Below are 17,729 nucleotides of genomic sequence, written 5' to 3'. Positions count from 1 at the left end.
GCGGAATAAAAAACCTCGGACAATTCCGAGGTTATTACGAACTAGATCATCACGCAAAAGTGATGCATGAACGAGTTAGCGAGAGAAAACTTCTGATTCAGGGAAGAAAAACTCAATTTCACGAGCGGCAGACTCAGGGCTATCTGAACCATGAACTGAATTGTGACGCATGCTGAGTGCGTAATCAGCACGCAAAGTGCCACATGCCGCGTCCTCTGGGTTGGTTTTACCCATTAGCTCGCGGTAACGTGCAATCGCATTTTCGCCTTCCAATACCTGAACCATAATAGGACCAGATGTCATGAACTCTTTTAGAGGAGGGAAAAACTCTTTACCTTCATGCTCTGCATAAAAGCCGCTTGCCTGATCTTCTGTCAGGTGAACCATTTTGGCAGCGATGATACGTAGGCCAGCCTTTTCAATACGATTGTAGATTTCACCAATTAGGTTTCGCTCTACAGCATCAGGCTTAATGATTGAAAATGTTCTTTCTAGAGCCATAAAATTTCCTTTCTGTACTTGTAATAATAGTTGTGCTTTTAAAGTGACTTACTGGGTAAGAGCAGCACTCAAACAAGAGAGTGCTGCAATCAATCTTATTTTCCAGCTTGCTCATTGAGGAAACGAGCAAGTGTACGAACACCCATACCCGTTGCTCCCGCAGCCCATTTATCAGAAGCGGCTTTACGATACGTACCCGCACAGTCGAAATGTAACCAGCCTTTTTTGTAGTCCTCAACGAAGTAAGACAAGAATGCAGCTGCAGTACTTGCACCCGGAGAATAATCACCAGAGCTGATATTCGATAAATCGGCAAAATTAGATGGCAGCATTTCTCGATGGAAATCAGCAAGTGGTAGCGGCCACAAGCCTTCTTTTTCCTGGTTTGCCGCCGTAAGCGCTTGATGCGATAGCTCATCATCAAAGCTCATTAGCGCATGGTAATCGTTACCTAACGCATTCTTCGCTGCGCCTGTTAGCGTCGCGCAGTCAATAATTAACTCAGGCTTTTGCTCACTAGCGTAGATAAGACCGTCTGCAAGCACCAAGCGACCTTCCGCGTCGGTATTCATAATCTCAACGGTTTTGCCGTTTTTGTAAGTGATGATGTCGCCAAGCTTAAGGGCACGGCCAGAAACCATGTTCTCAGCACAACACAAGATCAGTTTTACGCGCTTGTTTAAACCGCGCAAGATAGCTAATCCTAGGCCACCAGTGATAGTACCCGAGCCACCCATATCTGCTTTCATTGCACTCATGAAGGTAGAAGGCTTCAAGCTGTAACCACCGGAATCAAAGGTGATGCCTTTACCCACAAGACATGCGAATACAGGTGCGTTTTCGTCACCAGTTGGGTTGTAGTCTAACTGAAGCATCGCAGAAGTACGCTCAGAACCACGGCCTACTGCGTAAATACCTTCCCAACCTTCTGCCAACAAGTCTTTGTCTTTGACGATACGAGCTGTCACCGTGCCTTTCGGCGCAACAGATTTGATGAATTCAGCAGCCATTGTCGCTAGCTGACGAGGAGCAACTTCTTCTGCCGTTTTGTTGATAATATCGCGGGTAAAATCAGTCGAAGTAATACGAGCTTGAAGCTCTGCTTGATCTTCATCAGACAATGCTGCCCACTCAACTGAGCCATGTTTTTTAGGGTTACGGAACCCTTGGTGGAAAGCCCATACGCTCTCTAGATCCCAGTTATCACCAGAAAGAAAAATAGAACGAATTCCTTGGCCATCTAGCTGACGAGCTGCACGTTGAATTGCGCCGAGATCATGACCTTCACCTAAGTGAATAGTTGCGCCGTTTTCAGCGAATGAAAGCAGTGCTTTTTCACCCCAATGTGGTGCTGCCGACTCTTGACTTAAAAATACAGACATCTGTGTAGACATGGTTTCTCCTTGTCTTATAGCAGCGTTGCCTACGCTGCTTCTTTTTAATAACTCACGGATGTTAGCATTATGTAGGGCAAAAATGTCAATTGGATAAAAAAACGGACCTAAAGGTCCGCTTTTTTTAGTAAGAATTGTTAACTAGGCTGTGTTTTACAGACTTAGTCCGCTTCGTCCATCCAGCACATGATAACGGCTTCTAGAATCTTTTCATTAGAACGGTTTGGCTCATCGTCAAACTCATCTAACTCCATGATCCATTGATGAAGATCGGTAAAACGCACTGTTTTTGGATCGACATCTGGAAACTTGTCACAAAGTTCAATCGCGATATCGCGAGAATCTGTCCATTTCATTGCTCATCTTCCTTTTGCTTCTTCCCTATATTGGGAAGATAGTTTTAGTGATCTTCTGAAGCGTGGTTTAGTGTGTATTTAGGAATTTCTACCACCAAGTCTTCATCAGCGATTCTCGCCTGACACCCTAGGCGTGACTCAGGCTCTAGACCCCACGCTTTATCTAGCATGTCGTCTTCTAGTTCTTCACTTTCTTCTAGTGAATCAAAACCTTCACGGATGATTACGTGGCAGGTAGTACACGCACATGACTTCTCACACGCATGTTCAATACCGATACCGTTTTTTAGCGCTACGTCTAGAACGGTGTCACCAGAGTTTGCTTCCAACACTGCACCTTCTGGGCACAAATCGTCGTGTGGTAATACAATAATCTTAGGCATAACTACTTATCTCTTATATATCGTCTACTGATTGACCTGACAACGCAGCTCGAATCGATTTATCCATACGGCGTGATGCGAAATCTTGGCTCGCTTTATCGGTATCTTTAATGCCTTGCTCTATCGCATCTGCATCATCACCATTACGCAGCTCAATCAAGGCTTCGATGGCTTTAATCAAGTTTTGTTTCTCTTGTTCTGATAGTAAGTCATCACCATCAGCTTGCATCGCTGCAATCAAACCTTCTATCACTCGGTCGGCTTCAACACGCTGCTCAGCTAAGGCACGAGCTTGCATGTCTTCTTTTGCGTGCGTCATTGAATCACGCAACATATCCGCCACTTCATTGTCACTTAAGCCGTAAGAAGGTTTTACTTGAATCTCTGATTGAACACCAGTGCTCTTCTCCATTGCCGTAACAGAAAGAAGGCCATCTGCGTCGACTTGGTAAGTCACGCGAATATGTGCCGCACCCGCTGCCATCGGAGGAATACCTTTTAACGAGAAGCGAGCAAGTGAACGACAGTCATCAACCATTTCACGTTCACCTTGTACCACATGAACACTCATCGCCGTTTGGCCATCTTTGAATGTGGTAAATTCTTGCGCACGCGCAACGGGAATCGTAGTGTTGCGGGGGATGATCTTCTCGACCAAACCACCCATGGTTTCAATACCGAGCGACAGTGGGATCACATCAAGAAGCAACATTTCAGAGTCCGGCTTGTTACCCGCTAGAATGTCTGCTTGGATACCCGCGCCGATTGCGACGACTTCATCAGGGTTAATGCTTGTCAGAGGTGTGCGACCAAAAAACTCGCCTACCATTTCACGAACCAACAATGTACGGGTTGAGCCGCCAACCATGACGACCTCGAGTACTTCATCTGCGTCGACATCCGCATCTTTTAATGCGCGACGACAAGACATCAGTGTTTTCTTCACTAGCGGACGAATCAGATCTTCGAACTGCTCGCGAGTCACGGTGCCTTTCCAACCAAAAACGTCAACGTCAACACTGTCTTGCTCAGAGAAAGCAATCTTAGCTTCAGTAGCAATGTTCAACAGTATACGGTTCTTTTCTGCAGAAAGCGGCGCTTCTAGACCCGCTTGCTCCATTAAATAATCGGCAAATAGATGGTCGAAGTCGTCACCGCCTAATGCAGAATCGCCACCTGTTGCTAATACTTCAAATACGCCTTTCGATAAACGTAGGATAGAGATATCAAAAGTACCGCCACCTAGATCGTAAACCGCAATCACACCTTCTTGACCAGAGTCTAGGCCATAAGCAATTGCCGCAGCGGTTGGTTCGTTAAGTAGACGGAGAACATGAAGACCAGCTAATTTCGCCGCATCTTTTGTACCTGCACGTTGCGCGTCATCAAAGTAAGCAGGAACGGTAATAACGACACCAGCTAACTCACCACCTAACGTATCTTCAGCTCGCTTACCCAATACTTTTAGGATGTCCGCAGATACTTCAATCGGGTTTTTGTCACCTTGAGGTGTTTGCAGAATTGGCAGGCCGTTTTCACTCTCTTTAAAACGATAAGGAAGTGAAGAGTAACGGGACTGAATGTCCTTTAATGAACGACCGATCAAACGTTTTACAGAGATAATCGTGTTCTCTGGTTCAAACTCTGCTTTGGCTTTGGCTTCGTGGCCGACCGTTAACGTTTCCTCAGCGTAATTAACGACTGAAGGTAAAATAGTACGGCCCTGCTCGTCCGCAAGTGGAGTTGCATCGCCGCTACGTACAGAAGCAACCAAAGAGTTGGTAGTACCTAAGTCGATACCCGCTGCTAACTTATGCTCATGAGGTGCCGAGCTTTGGCCCGGTTCTGCGATTTGAAGTAGTGCCATGATAGGTCCTTGTCACGCTTACTAGCCGAGGAGTTTGTCTTCGACTAGCTCAATTTCGTTCTTTAGTTTGGCAATGAATTTTAGCTTACGAACTCGGTCTGCGGCTTCAGCCCATAGACCATCATCAAGCTCTTGCTCGACGCTTGCCAGATGCTGTTTGTACATTTTGCTGACCTTAGAGTCGAAGTCAAAAAGCGCCGATTCAGGATCGGACTTGTCAGCAATCTCTTCCAGTTCTTCGCGCAGTTCCATTTGCTCCATTAAGAACATTGGATCTTGCATTGTTTGCTGTTCACCTCGGATCTCAACACCTTGCTCTGCGAGGATATACTCGGCGCGAGAAATAGGATTTTTCAGAACTTGATAGGCATCGTTGATTTGCGCCGCCTTTTGCACCGCCATCAAACGGTCACGTTCTGAGCCCGTTGCAAAGTTATCCGGGTGGAAGCGTTTTTGTAGTTCTCGGAACTGAGAAGAAAGAAGGCTACCATCCAGCTTAAACTGACTTGGTAGCCCAAATAATTCAAAGTGATTCATTAAGTTCGGGTCCTAGTAAAGCCTTCCGGACTCGTTTGCCCAGAAGGACAATCAATTAGACGTTGAAGCTTTCACCACAACCACATTCACTTTTCGCGTTAGGGTTGTTGAATTCAAAACCTTCATTCAACCCTTCTTTCACGTAATCCAATTCAGTACCATCTAGGTACACTAAGCTCTTTTGATCGATGATAATTTTCACTCCAGAGAGTTCAAATACTTCGTCTTCTTCATTGAGCTCATCAACAAACTCAAGTACGTATGCCATGCCGGAACAACCAGTCGTCTTCACTCCAAGACGTAAACCGATACCTTTGCCTCGGTTATCTAGGAATGCTCTTACGCGACTTGCCGCTGATTCTGTCATTGTGATGGCCATACTGCACCTTAGTCTGTCTAAATTTCGATTGGAATGGGAGCGTCAAAGCTCCCATTATATTACGGAATAATTATTCTTGGTGTTTTTTCTTGTAGTCAGCAACCGCTGCTTTGATTGCATCTTCAGCAAGAATAGAACAGTGAACTTTCACTGGTGGAAGCTCTAGCTCTTCAGCAATCTCAGAGTTTTTAATTGCTGCCGCTTCATCAACTGACTTACCTTTTACCCACTCAGTTACTAGTGAGCTTGATGCGATTGCACTACCACAACCGTATGTTTTGAACTTCGCATCTTCGATGATACCTTCAGGTGTCACTTTGATTTGAAGCTTCATTACGTCACCACACGCAGGAGCGCCAACCATGCCGCTACCTACTGATGGATCTTCTTTATCGAATGAACCAACGTTACGTGGGTTCTCGTAGTGATCAATTACTTTTTCGCTGTATGCCATGATAAATTACCTCGAATCCTCTATTTCAATCCCTGAGATTAATGGTGAGCCCATTCAACAGTGCTCAAATCAATCCCTTCTTTGTACATATCCCATAGAGGAGACATGTCGCGTAGCTTAGTCACTGCAACGCGGATTTGTTCAATTGCGTAATCAATTTCTTCTTCAGTCGTGAAACGACCAAACGAGAAACGAACCGAGCTGTGAGCCAATTCGTCATCCATGCCTAGGGCACGAAGAACGTAAGAAGGCTCAAGGCTTGCAGACGTACAAGCACTACCAGAAGATACCGCTAGATCTTTAAGCGACATTAGTAGTGATTCACCTTCTACGAATGCGAAACTGATGTTTAGGTTGTGTGGTACACGCTGCTCAAAGTCACCGTTTACCGTCACTGCTTCTAAGTCTTTCACGCCATCAAAAAGACGGTTACGAAGCGCTAAAGCATGATCGTAATCTTTTTGCATGTCTTCTTTTGCAATGCGGAATGCTTCACCCATACCTACGATTTGGTGAGTAGGTAGTGTACCAGAGCGGAAACCACGCTCATGACCGCCACCATGCATTTGCGCTTCAAGACGAATACGAGGCTTACGACGTACGTAAAGTGCACCGATACCTTTAGGGCCGTATACTTTGTGAGCAGAAAGTGAAATTAGATCAACTTTCATCTCTTGAACGTCGATTGGTAATTTACCTGCAGATTGCGCAGCGTCCACGTGGAAAACAATTTTACGCTCACGGCACAGTTCGCCGATCGCTGTAATGTCTTGAACCACACCAATCTCGTTGTTTACATGCATAATAGACACAAGCACGGTGTCATCACGCATGGCTGCTCTAAGCTTCTCTAGATCGATCAAGCCATTTGATTCTGGCTCAAGGTAAGTCACTTCAAAGCCTTCACGCTCAAGTTGACGACATGGGTCAAGAACGGCTTTGTGCTCTGTTTTACAAGTGATTACGTGCTTGCCTTTCTTCGAGTAAAAGTGCGCTGCACCTTTAATCGCAAGGTTGTCTGATTCTGTCGCACCAGATGTAAATACGATTTCGCGAGGATCTGCATTTAGAAGGTCAGCAATTTGCTCACGAGCAGTATCGACCGCTTCTTCTGCCTGCCAGCCGTAACGGTGCGAACGTGACGCTGGGTTGCCAAATGTGCCATCCATTGTCATGTACTGAACCATTTTTTCAGCAACACGTGGATCAACTGGACATGTAGCGGAATAATCAAGATAAATCGGCAGTTTCATTCTCTACTCCAATGTAAAAAGCTGACCGCTAAGAGCGGACGTTTACACCGATGGGCGCGGCGGTTGTATTTTTGTTTGATAGCCCATGGGTTACCGCCAGATCAATGTCCTGACGATCAGAAATTTCGAGTACTTCATTGTCTGTCATCAACTCACCAAGAGTGATGTTATTCAAAAAGTCACTAATGCGAGAGCTTAGGTCACGCCACAGCGTGTGAGTAAGGCAACGTGTTCCACCTTGGCAATCTCCTTTACCTTGGCATTTGGTTGCATCTACTGACTCATCAACGGCAGCAATCACGGTACCAATAGCGATACTGTGAGCGTCGGCACCAAGTCGGTAACCACCACCAGGACCACGAACGCTGGCAACGAGACCTGCTTTACGCAATTTTGAAAATAGCTGCTCTAAGTAAGAGAGCGAGATCCCTTGACGCTCTGAAATATCAGCCAGAGGTACAGGGTTTTGTTGCGAATGCAGTGCCACATCCAGCATGGCTGTCACCGCATATCTTCCTTTAGATGTAAGTTTCATACCACACCGTATCCACATGGTTTGTAATGGTTAAGATTTTTCCATACCTGAGTAATTTGGTCAAGTATTTATTTGACCATTTTACTCAGGTATTCATCCTTACACCTAAAGTGGTTATTATTCACTCAGAACTTCTTTTCTATCGAAGTCAAAACGCCTCGTAGAATATTAAGTTCTTGGGTTTCTGGTCGAGCACGAGAGAACAAACGGCGCAACTTATTCATCACCTGTCCAGGTTGCTCTTTGTTAATAAACTGGGTCTCAACCATCACCTTTTCAAGATGCTCGAAGAACATTTCGAGTTCTCGATGACGCGGGTATTCTTCCGATTCATTTGGGGAAAACTGGCTTTGCTCTAAGTTCAAGTGTGCAACTCGCACTTCGTAACTGAGAGTTTGTACAGCCATCGCTAGGTTAAGCGAGCTGTACTCAGGATTAGCGGGAATACAAACATGGTAGTGGCACTTTTGTAGCTCTTCGTTTGTCAAACCAGTTCTTTCTCGGCCAAACACGAGCGCAACCGGATGCTTTCGGCCTTCAACTGCAAATTTCTCACCGCATTCACGTGGCTCGAGCATTGGCCATTCTAATGTACGAGAGCGGGCGCTAGAACCCACAACAAGGCCACAATCTTCAACCGCTTCTTCTAATGTGCCGACAATCTTTGCATTTTGAGCAATATCACCAGCACCCGCAGCTAAAGCAAGAGTTTGTTCATCCACTTCACATTGTGGATCGACTAATACTAGTTGGTTTAAACCCATCACTTTCATTGCTCGAGCTGCTGAGCCAATATTGCCTGAATGAGAGGTACCTACGAGTACAATTTTTACTTGATCCAACATCTGTGTTTGCTACCTAAATTAAAACCGCAGAATGTTATCATAGTTTTTTAAGACACCCTAGAGGCAAGCAGACCTCTCTTCTCATTCTTGGTTATTGTTCTCGTCCGCAGTATGCTCTGTACACTCAACCAGCCGCATTTAGAACAAAAAATAACCACTTCCCTTTTTAATTATCTCTGGTATACTCGCCGCCGCTTTCATTTGTTCTTTAACATCCGTTGGGAAATTCGTATGCATCCAATGCTAAACATTGCTATTCGCGCTGCGCGAAAGGCAGGCAATCATATTGCTAAATCATTAGAAAACACTGATAAAGTAGAATCTACTCTTAAAGGCACTAATGACTTTGTCACTAACGTAGACAAAGAAGCAGAATACATCATCATCGATACTATCAAGCAGTCTTACCCTGAGCACTGTATCGTTGCTGAAGAACAAGGTCTTATCGAAGGTAAAGATAAAGACGTACAATGGATCATCGACCCACTGGATGGCACCACTAACTTTGTAAAAGGTTACCCAACTTTCGCGGTTTCTATCGCTGTTCGTATTAAGGGCAAAACTGAAGTTGCTTGTGTTTACGATCCAATGCAAAACGAGCTATTCACTGCACAACGCGGTGCCGGCGCTCAACTAAACAGTGCACGTATTCGTGTTGCTCAACTAAAAGACCTTCAAGGTACTGTTCTAGCAACAGGCTTCCCATTCAAGCAGAAACAACACGCTGAGTCTTACATCAAGATCGTTGGTGCGCTATTCACTGAGTGTGCTGATTTCCGTCGTAGCGGCTCTGCTGCTCTAGACCTTTGTTACGTGGCTGCTGGCCGTGTTGATGGTTACTTCGAACTAGGCCTAAAACCTTGGGATATGGCAGCAGGTGAGCTTATTGCTCGTGAAGCTGGCGCAATCCTAACAGACTTTGCTGGCGGCACTGACTACATGAAGTCTGGTAACATCGTTGCTTCAAGCGCTCGTGGCGTAAAATCTATCCTTAAGCACATCCGCGAAAACGGTAACAGCGCGATCCTTAAGTAAGATTTGAAAGTCATATTTAGCCCGTCACGCTGATGACTTTAGAAAGCCCCGCTCAATGAGCGGGGCTTTTTTGTATCTACCGAACCGTATCTACTTAGCTGCAATGTAAGGCTCTCCATACAATGAGGTTCGGCAAGCTCACGACTCTATTCAGATACAAAAAAACCGCTGATTGCTCAGCGGTTTTTGTTTTCGGTTCTCAATCTGCCTTATGGCATTTCGTCGAACTCTGCACCTTCTTTTTCTACTTGAGGTGGCATCAAGTGCTCTTTCTGGATACCCAGTTTTAGAGCCAGTGCTGATGCTACGTAGATAGAAGAGTAAGTACCTACAGTGATACCGAGTAAAAGTGCGGTTGCAAAGCCGTGAATCATAGCACCACCCTGCATGAACAGTGCAATTACCACGAACAGCGTCGTACCAGATGTAATCAATGTACGGCTCAACGTTTGAGTGATTGAGGCGTCCATAATGTCTGAAGGTTCACCCTTACGCATCTTACGGAAGTTTTCACGAATCCGGTCAAATACAACGATGGTATCGTTGAGTGAGTAGCCCACAACCGTCAGTAGCGCAGCTACGATGGTCAGGTCAACTTCAATTTGTAGAAACGAGAAGACACCTAGCGTGATAATTATATCGTGAGCCAATGCCATTACCGCACCAGCCGCTAGACGCCATTCAAATCGCATCGATACATAAAGCAGGATACAGATCAGCGATACCAAGATCGCTAGACCACCAGCTTCTGTTAGCTCATCACCAACGTTGGGACCTACGAACTCAATACGACGCATTTCTACGCTTTCGCCAGTACCATCTTTGATAGCACCAATGATTTGGTTACCTAGCGTTTCACCAGAAACGTCATCACGTGGACGAAGACGGACCATGACTTCACGAGCACTACCGAAGTTTTGTACTGTCGCATCGCCAAAGCCTTTTGAATCTAGTGCTGCACGAATCTCTTCAAGGTTTGCTGGCTGTTCAAAACCGACCTCGATAAGCGTACCGCCAGTGAAATCTAGACCCCAATTAAGCCACTTGGTTGACAAAGTGAAGATAGAAGCAGCAATCATTATAATTGAAAAAACGAATGCTACTTTCGACCAACGCATAAAGCCGATCGTCTTCTCTGCTTTTAGAATTTGAAACATATTAATTCCCAGCCTTAGATCGACAATTTATCAACGCGTTTGCCACCGTAGATCAGGTTCACGATACAACGTGTACCAATAATGGCGGTGAACATTGAAGTTAAGATACCGATAGATAGAGTAACTGCGAAACCTTTCACCGCACCTGTACCGACCGCAAATAGAATGATTGCAGTAATTAGTGTTGTGATGTTCGCATCAGCAATCGTGCTGAATGCATTCGCGTAACCTTGGTGAATCGCTTGTTGTGGACTACGTCCATCACGAATTTCTTCACGGATACGCTCGAAGATCAGTACGTTCGCATCAACCGCCATACCGACTGTTAACACGATACCGGCTATCCCCGGAAGCGTCATGGTAGCGCCTGGAATCATCGACATAACACCAATGATAAGCACCAAGTTTGCCATTAGAGCGATGTTTGCAATCAAACCAAAGCCGCGGTAGTAAAGCAGCGTAAATAGCATTACGGCAACCATACCCCAGATACATGCTTGGATACCCATATCGATGTTTTGCTGGCCCATTGATGGACCAATGGTACGTTCTTCAACGATAGAGATAGGTGCAATCAGTGCACCAGCACGTAGTAGAAGTGCTAGGTTGTGTGCTTCTGCAGCAGAGTCGATACCTGTAATACGGAAGTTACGACCAAGAGCCGATTGAATCGTTGCTTGGTTGATGACTTCTTCATGCTTATCCAGAATAACTTTGCCTTCAGGCGTACGACGGCCACTGTCTTTGTATTCTGCAAACACGGTAGCCATTAGCTTACCAATGTTCTTCTTAGAGAACGCAGACATCTTATTACCACCTTCGCTGTCTAGCGAGATGTTAACTTGTGGACGACCATATTCATCAACACTTGAGCTTGCATCTGTGATGCTTTGACCGCCAAGAATAACGCGCTTCTTAAGCACAACTGGGCGACCATCACGGTCCATCTTGATTTCACTACCTGCTGGCGCACGACCATTTGCCGCTGCCGATAGGTCAGCTTTATCATCAACTTCACGGAATTCAAGCGTTGCCGTAGCTCCGAGAATTTCTTTTGCACGAGCAGTGTCTTGAACACCAGGCAGTTCAACTACAATGCGACTAGCACCTTGACGTTGAACCAATGGTTCCGCAACACCTAGTTCGTTGACACGATTACGTAAAATCGTAATGTTTTGCTCAACAGCATAGTTACGGATCTCTTGTAAACGTTGCTCAGTAAAGGTTGCAGTAAGAGCGTAACGGCCATTTGAATCAGAATCGACAAAAATCATGTCCGGGTGATTCTTTTCTAGCGTTGCTTTCGCTTCTGCTAATTGCTCTTCGTTACGCAACAACACTTCTACCGCTTCTTTTCCAGAAGGGCGGATTGCACGGTAACGAATCTTGGCGTCACGAAGTTCGCTACGGAAAGCTTCTTCTTGTTGACCAACAAGCTTTTCCATCGCTGCATCCATATCCACTTCCATTAAGAAGTGAACACCACCGCGAAGGTCAAGACCTAGCTTCAATGGTGACGCGCCAATCGCTTCTAGCCAATCGGGTGTAGAAGGTGCAAGGTTAAGTGCAACAATTGTGTCTTTGCCTAGCGCTTCGCTGATGACATCACGAGCACTGATTTGTGTGTCAGTGTCGTTAAAACGAACAAGAATTGATCCATCTTCGAGAGCAATGGATTTATGAGAAAGTTGCTCTTTGTTAAGAGCAGTAGTGACAGCATCCAGCGTTGACATATCTACAGAGGCGCCACGCGCCCCTGTAACTTGAATAGCCGGATCTTCACCGTAGATATTTGGAAGTGCGTATAACGCAGCGGTGATGATGGCAAAAAGCACCATCAAGTACTTCCATAATGGATAACGGTTTAGCACAGCGAGGATCCTTTAGCTGTTTTATAGAGACTTAAGCGTACCTTTTGGTAGCACTGCAGTGATGAAGTCTTTCTTGATTACTACTTCATTGTTCGCGTTAAGCTCAATTGAAATGTAGTCATTGTCTTCAGCAATCTTAGTGATTTTACCCACTAGGCCACCGCTAGTTAAAACTTCGTCGCCTTTGCCCATAGAAGCCATTAGGTTTTTGTGTTCTTTTACGCGTTTCGCTTGTGGGCGGTAAATCATGAAGTAAAAGATCACTGCGAACATGCCAAGCATGATTAGCATTTCAAAACCACCGCCTGCTGGCGCGCCTTCTGCTGCTGCGTGAGCCTGAGAAATAAACATTAAAACATCCTCATTATATTTTATTGATAATCAAACAAATTGGGCTTTCGCATTTTAGATTCAAGTCTGAGAGTAACTAATAGAGATCGCTCTCTCAAAAATAACGTGCGTTAGCCTACTTTATTAGCAAAAGCCTCTGGCGACATGCCAAAGGCTTTAATTCTTTTAGTTTTTCAATTACTGCTCTTTTGCTAGTGGTGGCACTTCACGGCCACGACGCTCATAGAACTCAGTAACAAATTCATCGAAGCGATCTTCATCAATTGCTTTACGAATGCTTTCCATCAGACGCTGGTAGTAACGCAGGTTATGGATTGTATTCAAGCGAGCGCCTAAGATTTCATTACAACGCTCTAAATGGTGAAGGTACGACTTGCTGTAGTTTTGACAAGTGTAACAGTCACAATGCGGATCCAATGGTGTTGTATCCGTTTTATGTTTCGCATTACGGATCTTGATCACACCACCAGTCACAAATAAGTGACCATTACGTGCGTTACGCGTTGGCATTACACAGTCAAACATGTCGATACCACGACGAACACCTTCAACCAAGTCTTCTGGCTTACCTACGCCCATCAAGTAGCGAGGTTTGTCTTCAGGAAGTTGAGGACAAGTATGCTCAAGAATACGGTGCATGTCTTCTTTAGGCTCACCTACTGCCAAACCACCAACCGCGTAACCGTCAAAACCGATTTCCGTTAGACCTTTTACCGACACATCACGTAAATCTTCGTAAACACCACCTTGGACAATACCAAATAGGTTGTTCGGGTTTTCTAGCTTCTCGAAGTGGTCACGTGAACGCTGTGCCCAGCGTAATGACATTTCCATCGATTTCTTCGCTTCATCGTGTGTCGCTGGGTAAGGCGTACACTCGTCAAAAATCATAACGATGTCAGAGCCCAGGTCTTTTTGAATTTCCATCGACTTTTCTGCGTCCATGAAAATCTTGTCACCGTTTACTGGGTTACGAAAGTGAACACCTTCTTCAGTGATCGTACGCATCTTACCAAGGCTGAATACTTGAAAGCCGCCTGAATCAGTAAGAATAGGACCGTGCCAGTTCATAAAATCGTGCAGGTCACCGTGCATTTTCATCACTTCTTGACCAGGACGTAGCCACAGGTGGAACGTATTACCTAGCAGAATTTCTGCACCAGTACCTTTTACTTCTTCTGGTGTCATACCTTTAACGGTACCGTAAGTACCTACTGGCATGAACGCAGGAGTTTGAACAGTGCCGCGTTCGAAAGTCAGTTGACCACGACGTGCATTGCCGTTTTTCTTCTTAAGATCGAATTTTAATTTCACGATGCCTCCGGATGTCAGAGAAACAGTCTGACTGAGTGTTTAGGGCTCTACCCTACTTTAAGGAGCGGTCGCTTTTCCTTGCGAGAGACAAAGCAATGGATGCTTTATTTCCTAGCTTACTGCTAGCACTCGTAAATCTATTTTTAACTACGCTGTTTTCTTCTTGATGAACATTGAATCGCCATACGAGAAGAAACGGTATTTGTTTTCCACCGCATGTTTGTAAGCATTCATGGTGTTCTCGTATCCAGCAAATGCACTCACCAACATGATCAGTGTTGATTCAGGCAAGTGGAAGTTTGTGATCAAGCAATCCACTAGCTGATATTCGTAACCAGGGAAAATAAAGATTTCAGTATCGCCAAAGAATGGGGCCAGCTCAGTCCCTTTTTGCAATGCGTCTTGCGCTGCACTTTCAAGTGAACGCACAGATGTGGTACCAACAGCAATAATTCGTCCGCCACGCGCTTTCGTCGCTTTAATTGCTTCGACGACTTCTTGTGGTACTTCTACGTACTCGGCATGCATGTGGTGATCGTTGATATTTTCCACTTTTACCGGCTGGAATGTACCCGCCCCAACGTGCAAAGTAACGTAAGCAAACTCTGCACCTTTCGCTTTGATTTTCTCCAAGAGAACATCATCAAAGTGAAGGCCCGCTGTAGGTGCCGCAACCGCACCTGGCTTTTGATTATATACCGTTTGGTAACGCTCTTTATCTGCATCTTCGTCTGGACGGTCGATGTAAGGAGGAAGCGGCATATGGCCGATTTCTTCCAGAATTTCTAGTACCGTCTTATCAGAACTAAATTTCAGTTCAAATAAAGCATCATGGCGTGCAACCATTTCTGCTGAATATTCATCATTCTCGCCAACAATAATGGTTGTACCTGGTTTTGGTGATTTAGAGCAACGAACGTGCGCGAGGATGCTTTTCTCATCCAACATGCGCTCCACCAGCACTTCTAATTTACCGCCCGATTCCTTGCGGCCAAAAAGACGAGCAGGAATAACACGAGTATTATTAAACACCACTAAGTCACCGGGTTGAACTTGGCCCAATACATCAGTAAATGTGCCATCAATGAGCTCTCCGGTATTGCCGTCCATTTGCAGCAGTCGGCTAGCGGTACGCTCTGGTTGAGGGTAGCGAGCGATGAGTTCATCTGGAAGGTCGAAATGGAAATCTGATACTTGCATGTTACTTGTCTTATCTATTGGTCAAATCACGTCTAGGCGACGATAAAATTGCGACGAGTTTTTCGCAGCAGACTAGTATATGTTTACATGCTGCAATAGCAAGCAAATCACCAGAATATAGCAGTAAAAGCCATGGTGAAGAGTGTAATAAAACGTGAAAAGCCTCGATTACTTGGCACTATTTTTAATTTGAGCCCCAAAGAGAGAACATGAAAAAAGCAAAGCAACGTATACCGCTGCTTATTAGTTTGGCATTCCAATCGCCCTATCAAACCTCACGCTTTCGCCACAAGAATAACGGCACGAATAAACCCAATAACCAAAACCCTAGACTGCCACCTTCATCATCTGAGCCTTTGAAATCACAGTTATTGGTCGCAATGCCATCGTGACACTCTTTATTGTCACCACTTTCATTGTTAGCACTTTTGATAAAATTCGGCGCAATGATGTAACGACTTGGTGGCGCATCGGCAGTGATGTAAGACTGTACCCAGTCGTAATAGTGGCTCACCTTGGTGTAGAAACTTGGGATCGTCAAAGAGCCACACGTTGGTAGAATAAGGGGGCCGCCACTAACAATACCAATTTGTTTGCCGGTCGCCACATCGACCAACGGGCCACCACTGTCACCTTTACATGCAGAGTTGCCATATTGAGTATGGCTATCTGGCTCCAATACATGGTTTTGTGTTGGTAGCGTACAAATTTTGGTTTGGTTGTCTCTTGAATCAATGATCCCCGGAAAACTGCTGCCAATTTCTAAACGCTCATAACATTTGTCGATGGGTAAAAATGTGCTAATGGTGGTTTTGAGCGTATTAGAAGGTTCAGAAGCATCCGGCTGAGTAGCCCCCCATCCAAACACTTGCACATTTTCGACACGTTGATTGGTCAGGTAATTATCGTTCCAATCCGCCGCCAAACGTGCTTCGATACTCTCCATGTCAACTTTACTCGCTAGGTCAGCAAAGCTCGCGTTTGCCACTGGGCGCGTGAGATACAGCAACGCGATGTCTGAATCTAAACCGGTTTGGATAGGTTTCACGTTGCCATTACTGTCGGTCTCAGCTTTTGAAATCCGGGTGTAATCCGGATGAACCACAACGTGAGACACCGGATAGAAGTTATCAAGCCCTGCAGAATTAAGTTCATACACATTCGCATTCACCGACAGCTCACCCGGCGGGGTCACATAGTAGGTTGCTTCATTGGTTCCTTGTCCCATCACCACACAGTGCGCCGCAGTCAGTACCCATTGCTCTGTCAGCATCGTTCCACCACACAGCGGAAACTCTGCCATATTACTTGCTCGCAAAGTAACGCGGTCAACAGGATCGGTTTGTTCATCTCCTAACACAATCGCCTGTGTTGATGGCACACTGAATGCCGCCACTGCCAGCGCAATAAGTTTGTTACACGTTGTTCGTTTCATCTAGGTTGCTGTCTTCAATTTGGTAAGCCTGGACGTATCTTCTTCGAGAGAAGAATCTTGGAACATCCAGCGAATAAAAATGTGCGATTCAATTCATTGGATTACCTTGGGGACACATTCAATATCAACTAAAAATGCCAACTGACTCGCACACAAACCGACTTATTCAAATTAATAAAAACACCAATAAAACACAGATTACGCAGCCCATCAGCATTGTGCTATTTAATTGATGAAAAACGAGTTAGCTCCCAGATATACAGAAAAATATTCTCTATATTTAAGAGAAGGACAATGCCGCTGGAGGTCTCTATGATCAAGGTTGAAGACATGATGACTCGTAATCCTCATACATTACTGCGCACGCACACCTTGCGTGATGCAAAAAGCATGATGGATGCGCTTGATATTCGACACATTCCGGTTGTTGATGCCAATAACCACTTACAAGGCTTGGTGACTCAACGCGACATTCTTGCTGCTCAAGAATCGAGCTTGCACCCAGATGAGGCTGAACAATCTTTTACTTTAGACACACCGCTCTACGAAATGATGCACACCAACATCATGACGGCAGAGCCTATCGCGGGGCTCAAAGAGAGCGCTATCTATATGCAAAAGCATAAAGTTGGCTGTCTACCTGTTGTCACCAAAGGTCGATTGGTCGGCATTATTACTGATAGTGACTTCGTGACGATTGCGATTAACTTATTGGAACTACAAGAAGAAGTGGAACCTGAAGAAATCGAGCAGGAAGAATAGTACGCAAGCGTATTCTCTTTGTTGTAAGTTTCGTTTTTACACCGGTTAAACGAAAAAAGAGCGGCAGGGTTGCCGCTCAAAATGCCATTACTGACGCTGA

The 17,729-nt window shown here is 45.3% G+C and carries 19 protein-coding genes; 2 read left to right on the top strand and 17 right to left on the bottom strand.

Features of this window, described 5'->3' with window-relative positions; all coding sequences use genetic code 11:
• Positions 1-75: 75 nt before the first annotated feature.
• From ndk to trmJ, 11 genes are all read right to left on the bottom strand, one after another.
• Positions 76-501 (bottom strand): nucleoside-diphosphate kinase, encoded by a 426-nt coding sequence (gene ndk / locus R7O03_RS08815; RefSeq protein WP_005381702.1) that lies wholly within the window; start codon positions 499-501, stop codon positions 76-78.
• A 95-nt stretch (positions 502-596) separates the two neighbouring features.
• Positions 597-1,895 (bottom strand): aminopeptidase PepB, encoded by a 1,299-nt coding sequence (gene pepB, locus R7O03_RS08810; protein WP_005381709.1) that lies wholly within the window; start codon positions 1,893-1,895, stop codon positions 597-599.
• A gap of 161 nt (positions 1,896-2,056) precedes the next feature.
• The gene (iscX, locus tag R7O03_RS08805; protein ID WP_005381711.1) at positions 2,057-2,251 is read right to left on the bottom strand and encodes a Fe-S cluster assembly protein IscX; all 195 of its coding nucleotides are present in this window, start codon (positions 2,249-2,251) and stop codon (positions 2,057-2,059) included.
• Between the two features lie 44 nt (positions 2,252-2,295).
• Positions 2,296-2,634: an ISC system 2Fe-2S type ferredoxin gene (gene fdx / locus R7O03_RS08800; protein WP_005381713.1), complete on the bottom strand. Its 339-nt coding sequence runs from the start codon at positions 2,632-2,634 to the stop codon at positions 2,296-2,298.
• Positions 2,635-2,647: 13 nt separating this feature from the next.
• Positions 2,648-4,501, bottom strand: a complete 1,854-nt coding sequence (gene hscA / locus R7O03_RS08795; RefSeq protein ID WP_005381715.1) for a Fe-S protein assembly chaperone HscA — start codon at positions 4,499-4,501, stop codon at positions 2,648-2,650.
• A 21-nt stretch (positions 4,502-4,522) separates the two neighbouring features.
• The gene (gene hscB / locus R7O03_RS08790; protein WP_033905803.1) at positions 4,523-5,038 is read right to left on the bottom strand and encodes a co-chaperone HscB; all 516 of its coding nucleotides are present in this window, start codon (positions 5,036-5,038) and stop codon (positions 4,523-4,525) included.
• Positions 5,039-5,093: 55 nt separating this feature from the next.
• Positions 5,094-5,417 (bottom strand): iron-sulfur cluster assembly protein IscA, encoded by a 324-nt coding sequence (gene iscA / locus R7O03_RS08785; RefSeq protein WP_005381717.1) that lies wholly within the window; start codon positions 5,415-5,417, stop codon positions 5,094-5,096.
• A 70-nt stretch (positions 5,418-5,487) separates the two neighbouring features.
• On the bottom strand, positions 5,488-5,871 hold the full coding sequence (iscU, locus tag R7O03_RS08780; protein ID WP_005381718.1) for a Fe-S cluster assembly scaffold IscU: 384 nt from the start codon (positions 5,869-5,871) through the stop codon (positions 5,488-5,490).
• A 38-nt stretch (positions 5,872-5,909) separates the two neighbouring features.
• Positions 5,910-7,124, bottom strand: a complete 1,215-nt coding sequence (locus R7O03_RS08775; RefSeq protein ID WP_005381719.1) for an IscS subfamily cysteine desulfurase — start codon at positions 7,122-7,124, stop codon at positions 5,910-5,912.
• A gap of 28 nt (positions 7,125-7,152) precedes the next feature.
• A complete protein-coding gene (gene iscR / locus R7O03_RS08770) occupies positions 7,153-7,659 on the bottom strand; it encodes a Fe-S cluster assembly transcriptional regulator IscR (protein WP_005381720.1) in 507 nt (168 codons plus the stop codon).
• Positions 7,660-7,784: 125 nt separating this feature from the next.
• Positions 7,785-8,504 carry a tRNA (cytosine(32)/uridine(32)-2'-O)-methyltransferase TrmJ gene (gene trmJ, locus R7O03_RS08765; RefSeq protein WP_005383693.1) on the bottom strand — a complete coding sequence of 240 codons (720 nt, stop codon included), beginning with the start codon at positions 8,502-8,504 and terminating at the stop codon, positions 7,785-7,787.
• Positions 8,505-8,735: 231 nt separating this feature from the next.
• Between trmJ and suhB the strand changes: the two genes are divergently transcribed.
• Positions 8,736-9,539, top strand: coding sequence for an inositol-1-monophosphatase (suhB, locus tag R7O03_RS08760; RefSeq protein ID WP_005381722.1), 804 nt, complete (start codon positions 8,736-8,738; stop codon positions 9,537-9,539).
• Between the two features lie 209 nt (positions 9,540-9,748).
• On the opposite strand, the gene secF is transcribed toward suhB, so the two are convergent.
• From secF to R7O03_RS08730, 6 genes are all read right to left on the bottom strand, one after another.
• Positions 9,749-10,696: a protein translocase subunit SecF gene (gene secF, locus R7O03_RS08755; protein ID WP_005383689.1), complete on the bottom strand. Its 948-nt coding sequence runs from the start codon at positions 10,694-10,696 to the stop codon at positions 9,749-9,751.
• A 14-nt stretch (positions 10,697-10,710) separates the two neighbouring features.
• The gene (gene secD / locus R7O03_RS08750; protein ID WP_005381724.1) at positions 10,711-12,567 is read right to left on the bottom strand and encodes a protein translocase subunit SecD; all 1,857 of its coding nucleotides are present in this window, start codon (positions 12,565-12,567) and stop codon (positions 10,711-10,713) included.
• Positions 12,568-12,588: 21 nt separating this feature from the next.
• Positions 12,589-12,918 (bottom strand): preprotein translocase subunit YajC, encoded by a 330-nt coding sequence (gene yajC / locus R7O03_RS08745; RefSeq protein ID WP_005381725.1) that lies wholly within the window; start codon positions 12,916-12,918, stop codon positions 12,589-12,591.
• A gap of 177 nt (positions 12,919-13,095) precedes the next feature.
• The gene (tgt, locus tag R7O03_RS08740) at positions 13,096-14,232 is read right to left on the bottom strand and encodes a tRNA guanosine(34) transglycosylase Tgt (RefSeq protein WP_005381727.1); all 1,137 of its coding nucleotides are present in this window, start codon (positions 14,230-14,232) and stop codon (positions 13,096-13,098) included.
• 147 nt (positions 14,233-14,379) lie between these two features.
• Positions 14,380-15,432, bottom strand: coding sequence for a tRNA preQ1(34) S-adenosylmethionine ribosyltransferase-isomerase QueA (gene queA / locus R7O03_RS08735; protein ID WP_005381728.1), 1,053 nt, complete (start codon positions 15,430-15,432; stop codon positions 14,380-14,382).
• A gap of 268 nt (positions 15,433-15,700) precedes the next feature.
• Positions 15,701-16,867 carry a trypsin-like serine protease gene (locus R7O03_RS08730; protein ID WP_042521159.1) on the bottom strand — a complete coding sequence of 389 codons (1,167 nt, stop codon included), beginning with the start codon at positions 16,865-16,867 and terminating at the stop codon, positions 15,701-15,703.
• A 312-nt stretch (positions 16,868-17,179) separates the two neighbouring features.
• Here R7O03_RS08730 and R7O03_RS08725 point away from each other — a divergent pair, with 312 nt between their 5' ends.
• Positions 17,180-17,629, top strand: a complete 450-nt coding sequence (locus R7O03_RS08725; protein ID WP_017820562.1) for a CBS domain-containing protein — start codon at positions 17,180-17,182, stop codon at positions 17,627-17,629.
• Positions 17,630-17,729 lie beyond the last annotated feature (100 nt).

Source organism: Vibrio sp. Vb2960 (genome assembly GCF_033337665.1).
Lineage (GTDB): Bacteria > Pseudomonadota > Gammaproteobacteria > Enterobacterales > Vibrionaceae > Vibrio > Vibrio alginolyticus.
The sequence above is the reverse complement of the archived record's forward strand: the minus strand, read 5'-3'. Positions and strand labels throughout refer to the sequence as shown.

Coding starts and splice junctions, on each gene's coding strand:
- hscA (WP_005381715.1), bottom strand. CDS start 4,501: ATGGCACTACTTCAAATCGCAGAACCGGGCCAAAGCTCGGCACCTCAT.
- iscR (WP_005381720.1), bottom strand. CDS start 7,659: ATGAAACTTACATCTAAAGGAAGATATGCGGTGACAGCCATGCTGGAT.
- iscA (WP_005381717.1), bottom strand. CDS start 5,417: ATGGCCATCACAATGACAGAATCAGCGGCAAGTCGCGTAAGAGCATTC.
- hscB (WP_033905803.1), bottom strand. CDS start 5,038: ATGAATCACTTTGAATTATTTGGGCTACCAAGTCAGTTTAAGCTGGAT.
- iscU (WP_005381718.1), bottom strand. CDS start 5,871: ATGGCATACAGCGAAAAAGTAATTGATCACTACGAGAACCCACGTAAC.
- suhB (WP_005381722.1), top strand. CDS start 8,736: ATGCATCCAATGCTAAACATTGCTATTCGCGCTGCGCGAAAGGCAGGC.
- trmJ (WP_005383693.1), bottom strand. CDS start 8,504: ATGTTGGATCAAGTAAAAATTGTACTCGTAGGTACCTCTCATTCAGGC.
- R7O03_RS08730 (WP_042521159.1), bottom strand. CDS start 16,867: ATGAAACGAACAACGTGTAACAAACTTATTGCGCTGGCAGTGGCGGCA.
- fdx (WP_005381713.1), bottom strand. CDS start 2,634: ATGCCTAAGATTATTGTATTACCACACGACGATTTGTGCCCAGAAGGT.
- R7O03_RS08725 (WP_017820562.1), top strand. CDS start 17,180: ATGATCAAGGTTGAAGACATGATGACTCGTAATCCTCATACATTACTG.
- ndk (WP_005381702.1), bottom strand. CDS start 501: ATGGCTCTAGAAAGAACATTTTCAATCATTAAGCCTGATGCTGTAGAG.
- yajC (WP_005381725.1), bottom strand. CDS start 12,918: ATGTTTATTTCTCAGGCTCACGCAGCAGCAGAAGGCGCGCCAGCAGGC.
- pepB (WP_005381709.1), bottom strand. CDS start 1,895: ATGTCTACACAGATGTCTGTATTTTTAAGTCAAGAGTCGGCAGCACCA.
- queA (WP_005381728.1), bottom strand. CDS start 15,432: ATGCAAGTATCAGATTTCCATTTCGACCTTCCAGATGAACTCATCGCT.
- secF (WP_005383689.1), bottom strand. CDS start 10,696: ATGTTTCAAATTCTAAAAGCAGAGAAGACGATCGGCTTTATGCGTTGG.
- iscX (WP_005381711.1), bottom strand. CDS start 2,251: ATGAAATGGACAGATTCTCGCGATATCGCGATTGAACTTTGTGACAAG.
- R7O03_RS08775 (WP_005381719.1), bottom strand. CDS start 7,124: ATGAAACTGCCGATTTATCTTGATTATTCCGCTACATGTCCAGTTGAT.